Annotated in this window: 11 protein-coding genes and 2 pseudogenes; 7 read left to right on the forward strand and 6 right to left on the reverse strand. The window is 59.7% G+C overall.

Annotated features, from left to right (window positions below; all coding sequences use genetic code 11):
* Positions 1-5 precede the first annotated feature (5 nt).
* Positions 6-1,970, forward strand: coding sequence for an alkyl/aryl-sulfatase (locus ACP6KB_RS24205; protein ID WP_003302560.1), 1,965 nt, complete (start codon positions 6-8; stop codon positions 1,968-1,970).
* A 595-nt stretch (positions 1,971-2,565) separates the two neighbouring features.
* Here the strand turns inward: ACP6KB_RS24205 and ACP6KB_RS24210 are convergent.
* A complete protein-coding gene (locus ACP6KB_RS24210) occupies positions 2,566-3,321 on the reverse strand; it encodes an inositol monophosphatase family protein (RefSeq protein ID WP_313450970.1) in 756 nt (251 codons plus the stop codon).
* 187 nt (positions 3,322-3,508) lie between these two features.
* The gene (locus ACP6KB_RS24215; RefSeq protein ID WP_125850681.1) at positions 3,509-3,973 is read right to left on the reverse strand and encodes a hypothetical protein; all 465 of its coding nucleotides are present in this window, start codon (positions 3,971-3,973) and stop codon (positions 3,509-3,511) included.
* A gap of 85 nt (positions 3,974-4,058) precedes the next feature.
* On the opposite strand from ACP6KB_RS24215, the gene ACP6KB_RS24220 reads away from it, so the two are divergent.
* The 4 genes and pseudogenes from ACP6KB_RS24220 to glyA all read left to right on the forward strand — a co-directional run bounded on the left by ACP6KB_RS24220 (position 4,059) and on the right by glyA (position 10,186).
* Entirely contained in the window at positions 4,059-4,370 is a 312-nt protein-coding gene (locus tag ACP6KB_RS24220; protein WP_024014395.1) for a helix-turn-helix domain-containing protein, read from the forward strand.
* Positions 4,371-4,927: 557 nt separating this feature from the next.
* Positions 4,928-5,855, forward strand: a pseudogene (locus ACP6KB_RS24225) (diguanylate phosphodiesterase); the annotation flags it as partial.
* 71 nt (positions 5,856-5,926) lie between these two features.
* Positions 5,927-8,755 (forward strand): annotated as a pseudogene (locus ACP6KB_RS24230) (sensor domain-containing protein); the annotation flags it as partial.
* A gap of 177 nt (positions 8,756-8,932) precedes the next feature.
* Positions 8,933-10,186, forward strand: a complete 1,254-nt coding sequence (glyA, locus tag ACP6KB_RS24235) for a serine hydroxymethyltransferase (protein ID WP_442109877.1) — start codon at positions 8,933-8,935, stop codon at positions 10,184-10,186.
* A gap of 54 nt (positions 10,187-10,240) precedes the next feature.
* Here glyA and yjiA read toward each other — a convergent pair whose 3' ends face one another.
* The 3 genes from yjiA to ACP6KB_RS24250 all read right to left on the reverse strand — a co-directional run bounded on the left by yjiA (position 10,241) and on the right by ACP6KB_RS24250 (position 13,589).
* Positions 10,241-11,203, reverse strand: a complete 963-nt coding sequence (gene yjiA, locus ACP6KB_RS24240) for a GTPase (RefSeq protein ID WP_442109879.1) — start codon at positions 11,201-11,203, stop codon at positions 10,241-10,243.
* 103 nt (positions 11,204-11,306) lie between these two features.
* A complete protein-coding gene (locus tag ACP6KB_RS24245) occupies positions 11,307-11,504 on the reverse strand; it encodes a YbdD/YjiX family protein (protein WP_028944033.1) in 198 nt (65 codons plus the stop codon).
* Between the two features lie 18 nt (positions 11,505-11,522).
* On the reverse strand, positions 11,523-13,589 hold the full coding sequence (locus ACP6KB_RS24250) for a carbon starvation CstA family protein (RefSeq protein ID WP_442109881.1): 2,067 nt from the start codon (positions 13,587-13,589) through the stop codon (positions 11,523-11,525).
* A 182-nt stretch (positions 13,590-13,771) separates the two neighbouring features.
* Between ACP6KB_RS24250 and ACP6KB_RS24255 the strand changes: the two genes are divergently transcribed.
* Together ACP6KB_RS24255 and ACP6KB_RS24260 are read left to right on the forward strand one after the other, a co-directional pair.
* A complete protein-coding gene (locus tag ACP6KB_RS24255; protein WP_442109883.1) occupies positions 13,772-14,137 on the forward strand; it encodes a PilZ domain-containing protein in 366 nt (121 codons plus the stop codon).
* A gap of 262 nt (positions 14,138-14,399) precedes the next feature.
* Positions 14,400-15,920, forward strand: a complete 1,521-nt coding sequence (locus ACP6KB_RS24260) for a nucleobase:cation symporter-2 family protein (protein WP_442109885.1) — start codon at positions 14,400-14,402, stop codon at positions 15,918-15,920.
* Positions 15,921-16,002: 82 nt separating this feature from the next.
* On the opposite strand, the gene radA is transcribed toward ACP6KB_RS24260, so the two are convergent.
* A complete protein-coding gene (gene radA, locus ACP6KB_RS24265) occupies positions 16,003-17,370 on the reverse strand; it encodes a DNA repair protein RadA (protein ID WP_442109887.1) in 1,368 nt (455 codons plus the stop codon).
* Positions 17,371-17,533 lie beyond the last annotated feature (163 nt).

Here is a 17,533-nt window from a genome sequence, read left to right on the forward strand (position 1 = left end):
CGCCGATGAACCTGCCCTATCGCTGGATGCTAACCAGCACCTTGTTGCTACTCAGTGCATGCAGCGACGGCCCTGCGCCCAGTCACAGCGCCGCCACGCCACGCACGCAAGCTGCCCAGGCCGAGGTGGCGCAGAGCTATGACCTGAGCCATGTCGAGGGCCTAGCCCAGGCACGCCGCGGCCTAATTGCCACGCCTCAGGGCCAGGTGCGCGATGCCGAAGGCGAAGTGATCTGGGACTTCGATAGCTTTGCGTTTATCCAAGGTGAGGCCCCCACTACCGTCAACCCCAGCCTGTGGCGGCAAGCGCTGCTGAATAACCAGGTTGGGCTGTTCAAAGTCAGCGACAAAATCTATCAGCTACGCGGCTTCGACCTAGCCAACATGACGCTGATCGAAGGCGACAGCGGCTGGATTGTCATCGACCCGCTAACCAGCCGGGAAACCGCCGCCTTCGCTATGGACTTCGTTGCACAACATCTGGGCTCACGCCCGGTGAGCGCGATGATCTTCAGCCACAGCCATGTCGATCACTTTGGCGGTGCTCTCGGCGTGATCAGCGCCGAAGACGCCAAGGTGCGTCAGCTACCGGTGATTGCCCCGGCTGGGTTTATGGAAGAGGCCACCAGCGAAAACCTGATGATGGGCATCGCCATGGCCCGCCGTGCCACCTTCATGTACGGCAAGCGCCTACCGCGCAGCGCCGAGGGCCTGGTAGACAACGGCCTGGGCAAGGCGGTTGCCTTCGGGCACATGGGCATTCTGCCGCCCACCCAACTGATCGACGGCCGCGAACAGACGCTGGACGTGGATGGAGTGCGCTTCGTCTTCTACAACGTACCCGAGAGTGAAGCCCCGGCGGAAATGACCTTCAGCCTGCCGGAGCTGAACGCCTTTGGCGGCGCCGAGCTACTCTCGCAAACCCTGCACAACCTGTACACCCTACGCGGCGCCAAGGTACGCGATGCCTTGCAGTGGGCCAACTACATCGACGCCAGCCGCGCGCAAGCCGCTGGCGCCGAGGTGCTGTTCAACCAGCACCACTGGCCAGTGTGGGGGCAGGACAACATCCAGACCTTCCTCACCACCCAGCGTGATGCCTACCGCTACCTGCACGATCAAACTGTTCGCCTGATGAATGCCGGCCTCACCGCGCCGGAGATCGCCGAGCAACTGCACCTGCCGCCCAGCCTCGACCGCCATCTGAACGTGCACGACTACTACGGAACCCTCAAGCACAACGTGCGCGGCATCTATCAGTTCTACCTAGGCTGGTTCGACGCCAACCCGGCCAACCTCGACCCACTGCCGCCGGTGGCCGCCGCCGCCAAGTACGTGGCCCTGGCCGGCGGCCGTGAGCCGCTGCTGGCAGCCGCCGAGCAAGCCTATGCCGAGGGCGATTACCGCTGGGCCGCGGAGCTGGGCAAACATCTGCTCTATGCCGATCCGGACAACCAGGGCGCCCGCGATCTGCAGGCACGCAGCTTCGAGCAACTGGGCTATCAGGCCGAGTCGGGGCCCTGGCGCAACTTCTACCTGAGTGGCACCTATGAGCTGCGCCACGGCCTGCCGGAAGAGGGTTTCACTCCGGTAATGATGCTCGATATGCTCAAACACACCGCTCCCGAGCGCTTCCTGGACGTGATGGCCACCAAGCTCAATGGCACGGCGGCAGCCGACAGCGCGCTGCGTATCAACCTCAACTTCACCGACAGCGGCGCGCGCTATCACTTGTGGATCGAGAACGCCGTGCTGCATCACCGCCGTATGAATGAAGGCGAAGTCGCCGAGGCCGACGCCAGCCTCAACCTGAGTAAGGACTTCTTCTTGCAGATAATCAGTGGGCAAGCCGGCGCCGCAGCCCTGCTCAGCTCCGATCAGGTGTCGATCGACGGCAACCCCCTGGCCCTTGGGCGCTTCTTCAGCCTACTGGATCAGCCAGACGGACGCTTCCCCATTGTCACGCGGTAGTAATTGGACTATGCCAACCAATTGCGCCGAGATAAAGTGGCGGGCTTGGCCGTACCCGCAAACAGGTCCAGCTATCGTAGAGCCCTCGATAGTTAGACTTAAGCCCCATGTTGCTGTGAGTGGAGCTGGCCGTTTTCACTCTGACTGGCTGCACAGGTGTTTTGAATCATCTTGGATAGGATGCTTCGGGCCGGAAGTAGCACCTAGCTAACGGCTGCTTTTGGCCGATAGCTGCCCGCCAGTAGTCGCAGTTGTGGCCTGGGTGTATCCTAAGGTTACTTGCTCCGAGACTTTGTTGGCATCCGCCTCCCCTTGGAGACACATGAAAAAGCCCGCCTTATGGCGGGCTTTTTGTTTGGCACTTAGTGGCCGTAATCCCCCGCTTGCGACAAGCAGATATTGGCCGGAAGAATGTTTGCCAAACGCGACCGTACTTAGTGGTGCAAACGCCTAGCCGCTAGCCCGTTACTCCATGCTTCGCCCAGTCTTTGTACTGGGCTTTTTGTCCTCAGCCTTATCGACCCACTTTGTTGCTCAGCCGTAATACAACAAGTGAATCGCATCGAGTTCTTTATGCAAATGAGCCCGGGGCTAATCAGGTGAAGAGCCGTTCCCAGCTTCGCTGCACGAGCTGCCTGCATGGATCAGGAGCGCCGCCAAAACAGCGTGTGGAGACTTGCGACAGGTTCGATTGATAGGTTATCGGGTAGCCGTCCTGATTCAGCAAAACACCTTGAGCCCCAATCAGCAGCGCATGCCCCGCTACTACGTCGTGCGCTCCAACAGGAACCAACGACATACCCGCAATAGCTTCCCCGGCAGCAGTAAGCGCGAGCCTGTAGGCAATGCTCGGCATGGGGACAAATCCAGCTGGGGCACACAGTTCTGTGTTGAGCTCTGGTCTTGTTTTGGCCGCGGTGCTAACTAGTACTTCAGATCCAGCAGTTAGAGCTTGGTCGCGGAGGCAGGGCTGAATAGGTTGACCATTCCTTATTAGGCCGGTCAGTCCAGCTTCCCAGGCAATGCAGTCAGGGCCTCGATCAGTCACAGGGGCATAGACTACCCCGAGAACTGGTTGCGAGTTGCGTAGCAGGCCCACGGAAATAGCCGACCCACGTTTACCCTTCAGGAAGTCGGCGGTTCCGTCATTTGGATCGACTACCCAGCAAAACTCGGCACCAGTGAGCCGGCTGCCCGTCTCTTCCCCCCAGAAGTCGCAGCTGATCAGTTCAAGGAGGTCCTTTCGGACAGCTCGTTCTATCTCGATGTCGACATCTGCTTTATCGCCAGAGCCTCGGGGGCCATCTGGCCGTTCCCACTCAGCCGCCAGGATCCGCCCTGAAGCGCGCACAGATTTGATTACCTGGGATAAGTATTTCAATACCCGCCTCTATAGGATGGTCGATTGCTACCAGCAGAATACTCCCGGAGCTTGCTTCGTGTAGACGAGTTGCCAGGTCACCAGTCCAAATCCGTAGAACACTCATTGCCTGAGGACTATGCTGTCATTCGACCCGCAGATGAAATTGCAGTCCCTATTAGCGCTTTGCTGCTTGGTCGGTAGGGCCCAGCATCGACGGCGATACAGGGCTTACAAACACTACCTGGATCTGTGACGCATCTGCAGTCCGTGCCCGCTCATCTTCAAAAAGAACTCTGCCATCGCGGAGGCGATAGACCAAGCTGGATCTGCCCTCAAGGCCAACCTTGGCGATCTCGATTAGCTCGTCCATCTGCCAATTGCCTGTTCCATTTAAATGCCCAGGGCTGACCAACAGGACACGTTCGATCTGGAGTTGGTGCTCTGTGCTGTCCGCAAGCTCGATCAAATCAGTTAAGTCGTAAACATAGAACGTTGTGGAGCGATGCTCGGCGCCATCGAACTCGATTAATGCAACGTGAAACCACGGATAGGTCGTGGGGTACTCAACGTAACGCCAGGAGTGTCCTCCCCGGACTAGCGCGCCCATGGGGACTTCGGCGTGATCGAAAGTAAGGAACATGAACTTATCCGGCAAATTGTCTCCTGCAGATTGTAGCTCTAAAGAATACAAAATTGCTTCATCGTTCCTTTTGCGGAGTCGGCAAATGGAACTGAAAAAGGCTTTCGGATTGGCGCTACGGCAATTCCGAAACTCGAAGGGTCTGACCCAGGAGGATTTTTCACGTCTCAGCAGTCGGACTTATATGAGCACGCTTGAGAGAGGCCAGAAGATGCCCAAGCTCGATAAGGTCGACGATCTCTCCCGGATGATCGGCATTCACCCCGTGACACTTCTTGCGGGGTGTTACCTCAACCTTGAAAACGAGCTAACCATGGATGAGCTGCTTGATAGAGTCCGTGATGAGCTGCAACAAACCCTGTTGGTGGCTCCAGCCGGGGCGCCACCTAATGCGTGAAAATGCGCCCGGAATTTAACCTTTCCTGCTGCACATCGGTTGCTCAGGTCTAGGCAGTTCTGGCCTCGGCAGGCCTGAAGAAAAAAGACCACCATAGCACTAACAAAAAGTTAAGTTTTGAGAGCAAATTCGACCTTGAATCGGTAAAACCTAACTAAAAATCCCACTCAAACGCAGAACCCAAAGAAATCGAGGAGCTGAATAGCTTGGAGGCCAATGAAAATGCGGATTTACCCCAGCAACGAAAACATGACTAAAAACTAATGAGGCAGATGGGTGTATTGAGCCATGGAAAAACCTAGCGTCAGAGACGAAAAAAAGTGCGCGAAACAGATGAAGGGAGCCATAGCCCCCAGGAAAGGGCCAAAGCTACCGCAATGCGCCTTGTTGGGCAAACCGCCGACGAACAGAGCTGGCACTTTGCCACGTTTGCAGGCATGCTAGCCGCCCTTCGGGCGTCGGCTTATAGTGCGCATCCGGAGTAGCCGCCAGGGACCGTGGCGCTTGCAAGCCAGCAGCTCTAAACCTGCCATCCAGCCATCCCGCAGGATCATCGCTTGACCAATCTCTCTCAGCCGACACCCCTGCGCACGCCATCCAGCGCATCCGGCTCTCCTTTACGAGGCTCCTTGAAAGGCGCGTTGGCTCTGCTGGTGTTGCTGCTGCTCGGTCTGCTGCTTTGGCAACTGGTCGACCAATACCGTCACACCCAGGCCGACCAATACCAGCACAGCCTCAATGCCAGCGCCGAACTGGCTGACCACATGGCGCTGAACATGTCGTTCAAAGCGCAAGTGGCACAGAATATTGTCCAGCCTTACCGTTCGTCGCCAAGTCCTGCGCAGCTACCCGTGGTGTTCGACCAGGTAAAGGCACAGATACCTGCGTTGCACAGCCTGGCATGGCTCGATGCCAGCGGCAAAGTGCTCGCCGACAGCCTCGCGGGTACACCCGACCTTAGCGCGTTGGATGAACTCCTGCGCCTGAGCCAGGGCCGCAGCTTTTACTTCAGCAACTCCGCCGACAATCGGCAGGTCTACCTGTTGCTGCGCCAGCCGGGCGATGAGTCGGGCTACTGGCTGCTGCGCCTGACGTCAGCGTACTACAGCGAACTGACGCCGGCCCAGGGCCGCCCCAGCCACCCCTTGTGGCTCCTGGAAAACAGCCGCAGCGGTGAGGTGATCAACCGCCACCCGCCTATCCCGGGCAGTGATGAGCCGCTGCACAGCGTGATGCTCGCCTTTCTCGACAACAGCACCTGGCAACTGCGCGGCCTGTTCGATGCAGGGCTGGCGCGCGAACAACTGTTGCCGGCACTGATCGGCAAATGCCTGCTTGGCTTGTTCTGCGCCCTGCTGCCTTTGCTGGCGTTGATCAACATGCGCCGTCGGCACCGCATGCTGCAGGAGAGCCGTCGGCGCTATCACGATATTTTCGAAGGTGCTGGCGTTGCCTTGTGCGTGCTCGACCTGTCCGGCCTGAGCGCACAGCTGGAGCGCCATCGCCTGCGCAATCGCCAGGCCCTGCGCCAGCGCCTGACCTTTGATCGCGCGCTGCGCCGTACCTTGTTGCAAGAGCTGAAGGTGACCGAGGTCAACCAGGTAGCCCTGCAACTGCTTGGGGTCAATTGCTGCGACGACGCCTGGCGTTGCTTGGTCGAGGGTAGCGAAGCCGGTATCGAAGGCATTGGTGTGCAGTTGCTCGAAGCGGTGCTGGACAACCAGCAGCAGCTGGAACTCGAGGTGCTCCTGCCGGTTGCAGGCGGCCAGGACCTGCACCTGTGGCTGATGGTGAAGTTCCCTGAACAGTGTCGTGATTCCGAAGCGGTCATTCTGAGCATCAGCGACATCACCAGCCGCAAGCAGGTCGAGCTGTCGTTGCTGGAGCGCGAAAGCTTCTGGTCGAACGTCGTGCGTACCGTGCCCGACCAGTTGTATGTGCAAGATGTGCAAAGCAAACAAATGCTCTTCAGCAATCGCAACCTCGGCTACACCCTGGGTTACGACCGTACGCAACTGGCACAGATGGGCGAACGTTTCTGGGAGATCCTCCTGCACCCGGACGATGCTCAACAGTACCGTCAAGTTCGTCAGCAACTGCTTGGCTCCGGCTGCGTCGAGCAACTGCATTGCCAGTTGCGCTTTCGCCATCAGGATCAACGCTGGCGGCGTTTCGACATTCGTGAACAAGCCCTGACCCGCGACAGCAATGGTGTAGTGACGCGCATTATCGGTTTGGGCAAGGACGTCACCGACCAGATCGAAGCCAGTGAGTCACTGCGTGACAGCGAGCAGCGTTACCGCATGCTGGCGGAAAGCATCAGCGACGTTATTTTCTCCACCAACAGCCAGCTCGAGCTCAACTATGTCAGCCCATCGGTGCAGGCGGTGCTGGGCTACGAGGTGCAGTGGATCTTCGACAATGGCTGGCATTCGACCATTGCCAACCCGGCGCAGTTGACCGGCATTTACCATTTGGTCGAGCGGGTCAATCGGGCCTTGGGTAACCCTGAGCAACTGGAACAACTGCGCACTCAATTGCCCAATCAACTGTTCCTGTTTGACTGCCTGCGCGCCGATGGCCGCAAGATTCCGATCGAGCTGCGTCTGGTGCTGGTGTGGGACGATCAGGCACGCTTCGAAGGTATCCTCGGGGTTGGCCGCGACATCAGCCAGCAGCGCCGCGCCGAGAAAGACCTGCGCATGGCGGCCACGGTTTTCGAGCACTCGACCTCGGCAATCCTGATCACCGACCCGGCCGGCTATATCGTTCAGGCCAACGAAGCGTTCAGCCGCGTCAGCGGCTATGCCGTAGCCGATGTACTCGACCAACTGCCCAGCATGCTGACGGTAGACGAGCATCAGGAAGCCCACCTGCGCTACGTGCTCAAGCAGCTCAATCAACGGGGCACCTGGGAAGGTGAAGTCTGGCTCAAGCGCCGCAGTGGCGAGCACTACCCGGCCTGGGTCGGCATTACCGCAGTACTCGACGACGAAGGCGACCTGGCCAGCTACGTGTGCTTCTTCACCGACATCAGCGAGCGCAAGGCCAGTGAACAACGGATTCACCGCCTGGCCTACTACGACGCCCTGACCCACCTGCCGAACCGCACGCTGTTCCAGGACCGCCTGCATACCGCCTTGCAACAGGCCGAGCGGCAGAAAGCCTGGGTGGTGCTGATGTTCCTCGACCTGGACCGTTTCAAGCCGATCAACGACTCCCTCGGCCATGCCGCAGGCGATCGCATGCTCAAAGACATGGCCGAACGTTTGCTGGATTGTGTCGATGACGATGACACGGTGGCGCGCATGGGCGGTGACGAGTTCACCCTGCTGCTGCAGCCGCGGGCCACGCGGGAAATGGCCTTGAACCGTGCCATCCATGTGGCTGAGCAGATTCTCAGTAGCCTGGTGCGGCCGTTCGTGCTGGAAAACCGCGAGTTCTTTGTCACCGCCAGTATTGGCATTGCCCTGAGCCCACAGGATGGCAGTGAGCTCAGTCAGTTGATGAAGAACGCTGACACCGCCATGTACCACGCCAAAGAGCGTGGCAAAAACAACTTCCAGTTCTACCAGGCCGACATGAACGCCAGCGCCCTGGAACGCCTGGAGCTGGAAAGCGACCTGCGCCATGCCCTGGAGCAGAACGAGTTCATTCTTTATTACCAGCCACAGTTCAGCGGTGACGGTAAGCGCCTGACCGGTGCCGAAGCGCTGTTGCGCTGGCGTCACCCGCGTCGCGGCCTGGTGCCACCGGGCGACTTCATTCCGGTCATCGAAGAGCTGGGCCTGGTGGTGGATGTTGGCGACTGGGTGCTCAAGGAGGCCTGCCGCCAGCTCAAAGTATGGCATCAAGCCAAGGTCCGGGTACCCAAGGTTTCGGTGAACATCTCGGCCCGCCAGTTCTCCGACGGCCAGCTCGGCACACGGATCGCCACTATCCTCAAGGATACGGGCCTGCCGCCGGCCTGCCTGGAGCTGGAACTGACCGAGAGTATCCTGATGCGCGAAGTCAACGAAGCCATGGCGATCCTCGACAGCCTGAAGAAGCTCGGCCTGAGTATTGCCGTCGATGACTTCGGCACCGGTTACTCGTCGCTCAACTACCTCAAGCAGTTCCCCATCGATGTACTGAAGATCGACCGCACGTTCGTCGACGGCCTGCCCGAAGGCGAACAGGATGCGCAGATTGCCCGGGCGATCATCGCCATGGCCCACAGCCTGAACCTGGCGGTTATCGCCGAGGGTGTGGAAACCCACGAGCAACTCGAGTTTCTGCGCGAGCATGGCTGCGATGAGGTGCAGGGTTATCTGTTCGGGCGGCCGATGCCGGCCAACCAGTTCGAGGCCCAGTTCAGCAACGAAACCCTGTTTATGTTTGAGTGAGATCGCGGGGCAAGCCCGCTCCCACAGTCCGGTGGGAGCGGGCTTGCCCCGCGATCCTTTCACCTTCTCATTCATAATGAAGCCCACTTGTCTGCGACATGACGCCCTTTCATATGCCAGACAAAAGCTGATGAGGTAGAATGCGCGCTTATTTCAGCACGATCCTTGAGGACCGCCATGTTCAGCCGTGATTTGACCATTGCCAAGTACGACGCCGATCTCTTTGCCGCTATGGAGCAAGAAGCTCAGCGTCAGGAAGAGCACATCGAGCTGATTGCCTCGGAAAACTACACCAGCCCGGCTGTCATGGAAGCCCAAGGCTCGGTTCTGACCAACAAATACGCCGAAGGTTACCCAGGCAAGCGCTACTACGGCGGTTGCGAATACGTCGACGTGGTTGAGCAACTGGCTATCGACCGTGCCAAGGAACTGTTCGGCGCCGACTACGCCAACGTCCAGCCACACGCCGGTTCGCAAGCCAACAGCGCCGTTTACCTGGCCCTGCTGTCGGCCGGCGACACCATCCTGGGCATGAGCCTGGCCCACGGTGGTCACCTGACCCACGGTGCCAACGTCAGCTCCTCGGGCAAACTGTACAACGCTGTTCAGTACGGTATCGATGCCAACGGCCTGATCGACTACGACGAAGTCGAGCGTCTGGCGGTCGAGCACAAGCCAAAAATGATCGTTGCCGGTTTCTCGGCCTACTCGCAGGTGCTGGACTTCCCACGCTTCCGCGAAATCGCTGACAAAGTCGGTGCCTACCTGTTCGTCGACATGGCCCACGTTGCCGGCCTGGTCGCTGCAGGCGTGTACCCGAACCCGGTGCCATTTGCCGACGTGGTTACCACCACTACCCACAAGACCCTGCGCGGTCCACGTGGCGGCCTGATCCTGGCCCGTGCCAACGCCGACATCGAGAAGAAACTGAACTCGGCCGTATTCCCAGGCGCCCAGGGCGGCCCGCTGGAGCACGTGATTGCCGCCAAGGCAATCTGCTTCAAAGAAGCCCTGCAGCCTGAGTTCAAAGCCTACCAGCAGCAGGTCGTGAAGAACGCCCAGGCTATGGCCGGCGTGTTCATCGAGCGTGGTTTCGACGTGGTTTCCGGTGGTACTCAGAACCACCTGTTCCTGCTGTCGCTGATCAAGCAGGAAATCTCCGGTAAAGACGCCGACGCCGCCCTGGGTCGCGCCTTCATCACCGTCAACAAGAACTCGGTACCAAACGACCCACGTTCCCCGTTCGTGACCTCCGGCCTGCGCTTCGGCACCCCGGCTGTCACCACTCGCGGCTTCAAAGAGGCTGAGTGTAAAGAACTGGCTGGCTGGATCTGCGACATCCTGGCCGACCTGAACAACGAAGCAGTGATCGACGCTGTTCGTGAAAAGGTCAAGGCCATCTGCGCCAAGCTGCCGGTATACGGCAACTGATCGCAGTCGCTTGATGTAAAAAAACCCGGCGCCTACGCCGGGTTTTTTTTGCTCCTACAGGGCGGCGAAGCCCTCGCGGATCTTGGCCTCGGGCAATTCGTCGGCAATAAACACCATCACGCTTTCGCGCGCCTCACCGGGTTGCCATTCGGTATCCCAGTCAAAGCCATAGAGTTTCAGCACACCCTGGAACACCAGGCGCCGATCTTCACCGGCAATGTTCAACACGCCTTTGTAGCGCAACAGCTGCTTGCCATGCTCTTCGAGCAACTGGTTCATGAAGTCGCTGAGGCGGTCGATGTCCAGCGGTGCCTCCGTGCGTAGCACCAGGCTGGAAATGCGATCAGGCGTAACGGCCTGGCTGACGGGACGCAAACTCAAGCCGCCCCCAAGGTCGGCATTGAGGTTGAAACCGCGCACATCGAGCAATTCGGCCAGGTCGATGCGGCCGTGGTCGACCACCCGAATCGGCGCACGGCGGTTGATTCGCCCAAGGCGCTCGCTCAGCGCCACAAAACTGTCTGCGTCAACCAGGTCGGTCTTGCTCACCAGCAGGCGGTCGGCAAAGCCCACCTGAGCCTGGGCGATGGCTTGGGTCAGGTGCTGCTCGGCATGCGCCGCATCGACCAGGGTGATGATGCCGTCGAGCAGGTAGCGCTCGCGCAGCTCTTCATCGATGAAAAACGTCTGAGCTACCGGTGCCGGGTCGGCAAGGCCGGTGCATTCGATCACCAGGCGGTCGAAGGCAATCTCGCCGGCGTCCAGGCGTTCCAGTAGCAGGACCAGGGCTTTGGTCAGGTCGGTATGTATGCTGCAGCACACACAGCCGTTGGCCAGGGTCATGACCTGTACCGGTTCATCGCCTAGCAACTGGCTATCGATGCCAGCGTCACTGAATTCGTTCTCGATCACGGCGATTTTCAGGCCGTGCTCAGCCTTGAGGATGTGTTTGAGCAGCGTGGTTTTGCCAGCACCGAGAAAGCCGCTCAGCACTGTTACGGGAATAGGAGAGTGCAAACGCAGTTACCTCGGTTGGAATTTGATGCGGGGGTCGCGGGGCAAGTCGGGTCGCCGCACCGCCGCGCCTACGAGGAGCCCGGCTAGCCGGGCTCCCACAGGATCAACAGCACTTAGGCCCACCCTTGCCACCGTAACGCGCCTCTTGGCGTTCGCGGAAGAACGCCTCGTAGCTCATCACCGGTTTGTCCGGGTGTTTGGTCTGCATATGCTCGACGTAGTTGTCGTAGTCGGGCATGCCGACCATCAGGCGGGCTGCCTGCCCCAGGTACTTACCCAGTCGACCGAGATCGTTGAACATCACTGCATTCCTCTTCGATTAGGCATCTGGCAGCGCCTGGAACGGGGACTCTTTGTCAGTCCGTTCTTTTTTACCCAGGGCACCGAAACCGACCTTGAGTGCAAAGAACAGAATGCTGAAGACCACAATCAGGAACAGGATCGTCAGGCCGGCGTTGGTGTAGGCGTTGAAGATCACATGCTGCATCTGGCCGATGTCCTTGGCTGGCGCCAGTACCTGCCCGGCGTCAAGCGCCACGCTATACTTGTTGGCCAGGGCCAGGAAGCCGACCGCCGGGTTTGGATCGAACAGTTTGATGAAGCCCGCGGTGGTGGTGCAGATCAGCAGCCACAGTGCCGGCAGCAGGGTGACCCACATGTAGCGCTGGCGCTTCATTTTGATCAGCACGACGGTGCCGAGCATCAGGGCGATACCGGCCAGCATCTGGTTGGAGATGCCGAACAGCGGCCACAAGGTATTGATGCCACCCAGCGGGTCGATCACGCCCTGGTACAGCAGGTAACCCCACAGCGCCACGCAACCGCCAGTGGCGAGCAGGTTGGCACCCCAGTTCTCGGTACGTTTGAGGGCTGGAATGAAGCTGCCCAACAAGTCCTGGAGCATGAAGCGACCGGCACGGGTACCGGCGTCCACTGCAGTAAGGATGAACAGCGCCTCGAACAGGATCGCAAAGTGGTACCAGAAGGCCATGGTGTTTTCACCCGGCAGCACCTGGTGCAGGATCTGCGCGATACCTACCGCCAAGGTCGGGGCACCACCGGCACGGGCCAGGATGGTGTGCTCGCCGATGTCTCGGGCGACCGCCTCCAGTGCATCCGGGGTAATGGTAAAGCCCCAGCTGCTGACCGTCTGCGCCACTGCCACAACGTCAGAACCGACCACTGCCGCCGGGCTGTTCATGGCGAAGTAGACGCCTGGCTCGATCACCGACGCTGCAACCATGGCCATGATCGCCACGAACGACTCCATCAGCATGCCGCCGTAGCCGATGTAACGGGCGTTGGTTTCGTTATCCAGCAGCTTGGGCGTGGTACCCGAGGAGATCAGGGCGTGGAAGCCCGACACCGCGCCACAGGCAATGGTGATGAACAGGAACGGGAACAGCGTACCCTTCCAGACCGGACCGGTACCGTCGGTGAACTGGGTCAGCGCCGGCATTTTCAGCTCGGGAGCGATGATCAGGATACCGATGGCCAGGCCAACGATGGTGCCGATCTTGAGGAAGGTCGACAGGTAGTCACGTGGTGCCAGTACCAGCCACACCGGCAGCACTGCGGCGACAAAGCCGTAACCCACCAGCATCCAGGTGATCTGCACGCCAGTGAAGGTGAACGCCGGGCCCCACACCGGATCGGCGGCAACCACGCCACCCAGCCAGATCGACGCCAGCAACAGCACCACACCGATAATCGAGATTTCACCGATACGGCCCGGACGGATGTAGCGCATGTAAATGCCCATGAACATCGCGATCGGGATGGTCGCCATCACCGTGAACATCCCCCACGGGCTCTCGGCCAGGGCCTTGACCACGATCAGCGCCAACACCGCGAGGATGATGATCATGATCAGGAAGCAGCCGAACAGGGCAATGGTGCCGGGAATCCGGCCCATTTCTTCGCGGACCATGTCACCCAGCGAACGACCGTTGCGGCGGGTGGACATGAACAGGACCATGAAGTCCTGCACCGCACCCGCCAGCACCACACCGGCAATCAGCCAGAGCGTACCGGGCAGGTAGCCCATCTGCGCAGCCAGCACCGGCCCGACCAGGGGGCCTGCACCGGCAATTGCGGCAAAGTGGTGACCGAAAAGGATGTGTTTGTTGGTCGGCACATAGTCCAGACCATCATTGTTGAGCACCGCCGGGGTAGCCCGACGCGGGTCCAGCTGCATCACCTTGGTGGCGATGAACAGGCTGTAGTAGCGATAGGCGACCAGGTAGATGGCCACCGATGCGACGACGATCCACAAGGCGTTGATGGCCTCGCCACGGCGCAGGGCGACCACACCCAGCGCACAGGCTCCTATGACTGCCAGCGCCAGCCACGGAATGTGGCGTAGCAGGCTATTATTGTTGTTCATGGTTTGCTTCCAGCTAGTGGATAAAAGACAGCCTTTCGAGTCTAGCGATACTGACAGGAAAGACCACCCCCCACGTTGGTCTAGAGCCTCTAACGCGGGTTGAACAAAGCTCGTTATGCGCCCTTGTGCGGAGCTTGGCAAGTGCTGAGCTATAGTCAGGAAGAACCCCGGAGTGCCCGAACATGAGCGACCATCCAGAACGTCGACGCTTCAAACGTGTTCCCTTCGATGCGCCCACCGAACTGGTGCAGGGCGAACAGCGCTGGCCAGTCAACCTGCTGGACATTTCACTGAAAGGCATATTGATCGAATCACCCGAACCCTGGGATGCAGATCCCGAGCAATTGTTCGATGCCGTGATTCATCTGAATGCGGATGCCGAGGTGCAAATGCAGGTGCAACTGCGGCATGTGGATGAGCAACAGCTCGGCTTCATCTGCCAGCACATTGACCTGCACTCCCTGGAACATTTGTGCCGCCTTATAGAGCTGAACCTGGCCGATCGCACTGAACTGGAGCGCGAGTTCCACGAACTGATCGAAGTTTAGAAACTCTTAGCTTCCTAACTACCCGCCCCTCGCTTTCTTTCCTGTCCAGTCAGACAGCTTTCCCCTTCGAGACCACAGTGCCTGCAAGAGGCCCTGTGGTGCTTGCGCTCGGCCGTTGGAACAGAAACTGCATCCAACCCTTGACCCAAGACCTTAGTAGGACTGTTCCTACGCAAATCAAAAAATTGTATACAATTGTTCTGGCATTCAGATGTAGGACTTGTCTACAGTAGCGACACAACAATAAACAGAGACCCGCCCCATGAATACGTCCTCCCCTAGCACGTCTTCAGCGTCACGTCCTGAAGACGAGAACCTGGGCCTAGGTGCCAACCTGGCGTACGGCCTGCAACATGTTCTGACCATGTATGGCGGCATCGTCGCCGTGCCACTGATTCTCGGCCAGGCAGCTGGCCTGACGTCGGCGGACATTGGCCTGTTGATTGCCGCATCGTTGTTTGCCGGTGGTTTGGCAACCCTGTTACAAACCCTTGGTCTGCCGTGGTTTGGTTGTCAGTTGCCGTTGGTGCAAGGGGTTTCGTTTGCCGGGGTCGCGACCATGGGCGCGATCCTCAGCAGTGAAGGCGGTGGCGGTTTGCCTGGGGTATTGGGCGCGGTAATGGCCGCATCGCTGATCGGCTTTCTGATCACACCGGTGTTCTCACGGATCACCAAATTCTTCCCGCCACTGGTCACCGGTATCGTCATCACCACCATCGGCCTGACCCTGATGCCGGTTGCGGCACGCTGGGTGATGGGCGGCAACAGCAAGGCGCCGGACTTCGGCAGCATGGCCAACATCGGCCTGGCCGCTCTGACCTTCGCGATCGTGCTGATCCTCAGCAAGCTGGGCAGCGCCACCATCTCGCGCCTGTCGATTCTGCTGGCCATGGTCATCGGTACCCTGATTGCCTGGTCGCTGGGCATGGCTGACTTCAGCAAAGTCCTCGACGGCCCGCTGGTGGCAATGCCATCACCTTTCCACTTCGGTATGCCGACCTTCCACATCGCCGCAATTCTGTCGATGTGCATCGTGATCATGGTGACCCTGGTGGAAACCTCGGCAGACATCCTCGCCGTCGGTGAGATCATCGACACCAAAGTCGACTCCAAACGCCTGGGCAACGGCCTGCGCGCTGACATGGCGTCGAGCATCCTGGCCCCTATCTTCGGTTCCTTCACCCAGAGCGCATTCGCCCAGAACGTCGGCCTGGTTGCCGTCACCGGGGTCAAGAGCCGCTACGTGGTAGCGACAGGCGGGGTCATTCTGGTGGTGCTCGGCCTGCTGCCGATCATGGGCCGGGTAATTGCTGCCGTACCGACTTCGGTACTCGGTGGTGCTGGTATCGTGCTGTTCGGTACGGTGGCCGCGAGCGGTATCCGCACCCTGTCCAAGGTCAGCTACAAGAACAACGTCAACCTGATCATCGTCGCCGCTTCGCTGGGCTTTGGCATGATCCCGATCGCCGCGCCAAACTTCTACGCGCAGTTCCCTAACTGGTTCGAGACCATTTTCCACTCCGGCATCAGCTCGGCGGCGATCATGGCCATTGTCCTCAACCTGGTGTTCAACCACTTCACCGCCGGCAACTCCGATCAACAATCGGTCTTTGCTGCCGCCTATGAGCGCACCATTCACTACTCGGATATCTCCGCCCTGCGTGACGGCGACTATTTCGAAGATGGCAAGCTGTTCAACGCCGAAGGCAAAGAGGTACCGGTGATGACCGAAGGTGAGCATGGCGAGCCACCGACACGACGCGCCGCTGTCTCGGAACACTGATCAGTGTAGGAGCGGGCTTCCCCGCGATAGCGATGTATCAGCCACATCGCATCGCGGGGCAAGCCCGCTCCTACAGCCGCCCCTACTCGAACAAGGCATCCAAGGCTTGTTCAAGACGCGTCACGGCAATCACCTGTAGCCCCGCCGGGGCTTCCTTGGGGGCATTGCCTTTGGGCACGATGGCCCGCTTGAAGCCATGCTTGGCCGCCTCTTTCAGGCGCTCCTGACCACTGGGCACAGGGCGCACCTCGCCCGACAATCCCACCTCACCGAATACCAGCAGGCCGTTATCCAGCGGGCGATTACGCAAGCTGGACATGATCGCCGCCATCAACGCCAGGTCAGAGGCCGTCTCCAGCACTTTCACCCCGCCCACGACGTTGAGGAATACGTCCTGGTCATGGGTCGGAATGCCGCCGTGGCGGTGCAGCACCGCCAGCAGCATGGCCAGACGGTTCTGGTCCAGGCCGAGGGTTACCCGCCGAGGGTTGGACAAGTGGCTGTCGTCAACCAGCGCCTGCACCTCGACCAGCATCGGTCGAGTGCCTTCCCAGGTGGCCATGACCACACTGCCGGGCACCTCTTCCTGAGCCCGGGTAAGAAAGATTGCCGAGGGGTTGGAGACTTCCTTGAGGCCACGGTCGGTCATGCCGAACACGCCCAACTCATTGACCGCTCCAAAACGGTTTTTCACCGCGCGCAGCAAGCGCAGCCGACCATCGGACTCACCCTCGAAATACAGCACTGTATCGACCATATGCTCGAGCACCCGCGGGCCGGCCAGCGCACCTTCTTTGGTCACGTGACCAACCAGGAAGATCGCCGTGCCGCTCTGCTTGGCGTAACGCACCAGCAATGCGGCGCTTTCACGCACCTGCGACACGCCACCGGGGGCCGACTGAAGCTGTTCGGTGAAGATGGTCTGGATCGAGTCGATGACCATGACCTTGGGTTTCTCTACCCGCGCAGTGGCGATGATCGCCTCGATACAGGTTTCGGTCATCACCCGCAATTGATCCTGTGGCAGGCCCAGGCGTCGGGCGCGCATGGCAACCTGCTGCTGGGACTCTTCGCCGGTGACATATAAAGCTGGCATACGCGTGGCAATTGCACACAGCGTCTGCAACAGGATGGTCGATTTACCGATACCAGGGTCGCCACCGATCAGCACCACCGAGCCATCGACCAGACCGCCACCCAACACCCGGTCCAGCTCGGCGCTGGCGGTGGTGAAGCGGGGAATTTCTTCGACGCTGACTTCGGCCAGGGTCTTGATCTGCGCCTGCTGGCCAGCCCAGCCGGTGCGCCCGCTAGGCGGTGCAGCGCCGCCACTTTCCAGCACAGTCTCCACCAGGGTGTTCCAGGCACCGCATTCGCCGCACTGCCCGGCCCATTTCGGAAAGGTCGCGCCGCACTCAGTGCAGCCGTACATGCGCTTGGCCTTGGCCATGGGGACGGTCCTCGGAAAAAGTGAGCATGATAGCCGACCTCGGTGGCCGCGACCGCCACTGAAACGCACAAAACTATTCGATCTAACTACAGCGCAAAGCAGCAGCGCAGAGCATGAAGCGCGTAGCTGAATTACACTGGGTTGACCAAACTCATCTGTTACA

Origin of the sequence: Pseudomonas sp. NUPR-001, assembly GCF_052147955.1 — a bacterium.
Lineage (GTDB): Bacteria > Pseudomonadota > Gammaproteobacteria > Pseudomonadales > Pseudomonadaceae > Aquipseudomonas.

Excerpts from the sequence above, each read along its gene's own strand:
- ACP6KB_RS24260 (WP_442109885.1), top strand. The coding sequence starts at position 14,400 with ATGAATACGTCCTCCCCTAGCACGTCTTCAGCGTCACGTCCTGAAGAC.
- glyA (WP_442109877.1), top strand. The coding sequence starts at position 8,933 with ATGTTCAGCCGTGATTTGACCATTGCCAAGTACGACGCCGATCTCTTT.
- ACP6KB_RS24250 (WP_442109881.1), bottom strand. The coding sequence starts at position 13,589 with ATGAACAACAATAATAGCCTGCTACGCCACATTCCGTGGCTGGCGCTG.
- ACP6KB_RS24255 (WP_442109883.1), top strand. The coding sequence starts at position 13,772 with ATGAGCGACCATCCAGAACGTCGACGCTTCAAACGTGTTCCCTTCGAT.
- ACP6KB_RS24220 (WP_024014395.1), top strand. The coding sequence starts at position 4,059 with ATGGAACTGAAAAAGGCTTTCGGATTGGCGCTACGGCAATTCCGAAAC.
- radA (WP_442109887.1), bottom strand. The coding sequence starts at position 17,370 with ATGGCCAAGGCCAAGCGCATGTACGGCTGCACTGAGTGCGGCGCGACC.
- ACP6KB_RS24205 (WP_003302560.1), top strand. The coding sequence starts at position 6 with ATGAACCTGCCCTATCGCTGGATGCTAACCAGCACCTTGTTGCTACTC.
- ACP6KB_RS24245 (WP_028944033.1), bottom strand. The coding sequence starts at position 11,504 with ATGTTCAACGATCTCGGTCGACTGGGTAAGTACCTGGGGCAGGCAGCC.
- ACP6KB_RS24215 (WP_125850681.1), bottom strand. The coding sequence starts at position 3,973 with ATGTTCCTTACTTTCGATCACGCCGAAGTCCCCATGGGCGCGCTAGTC.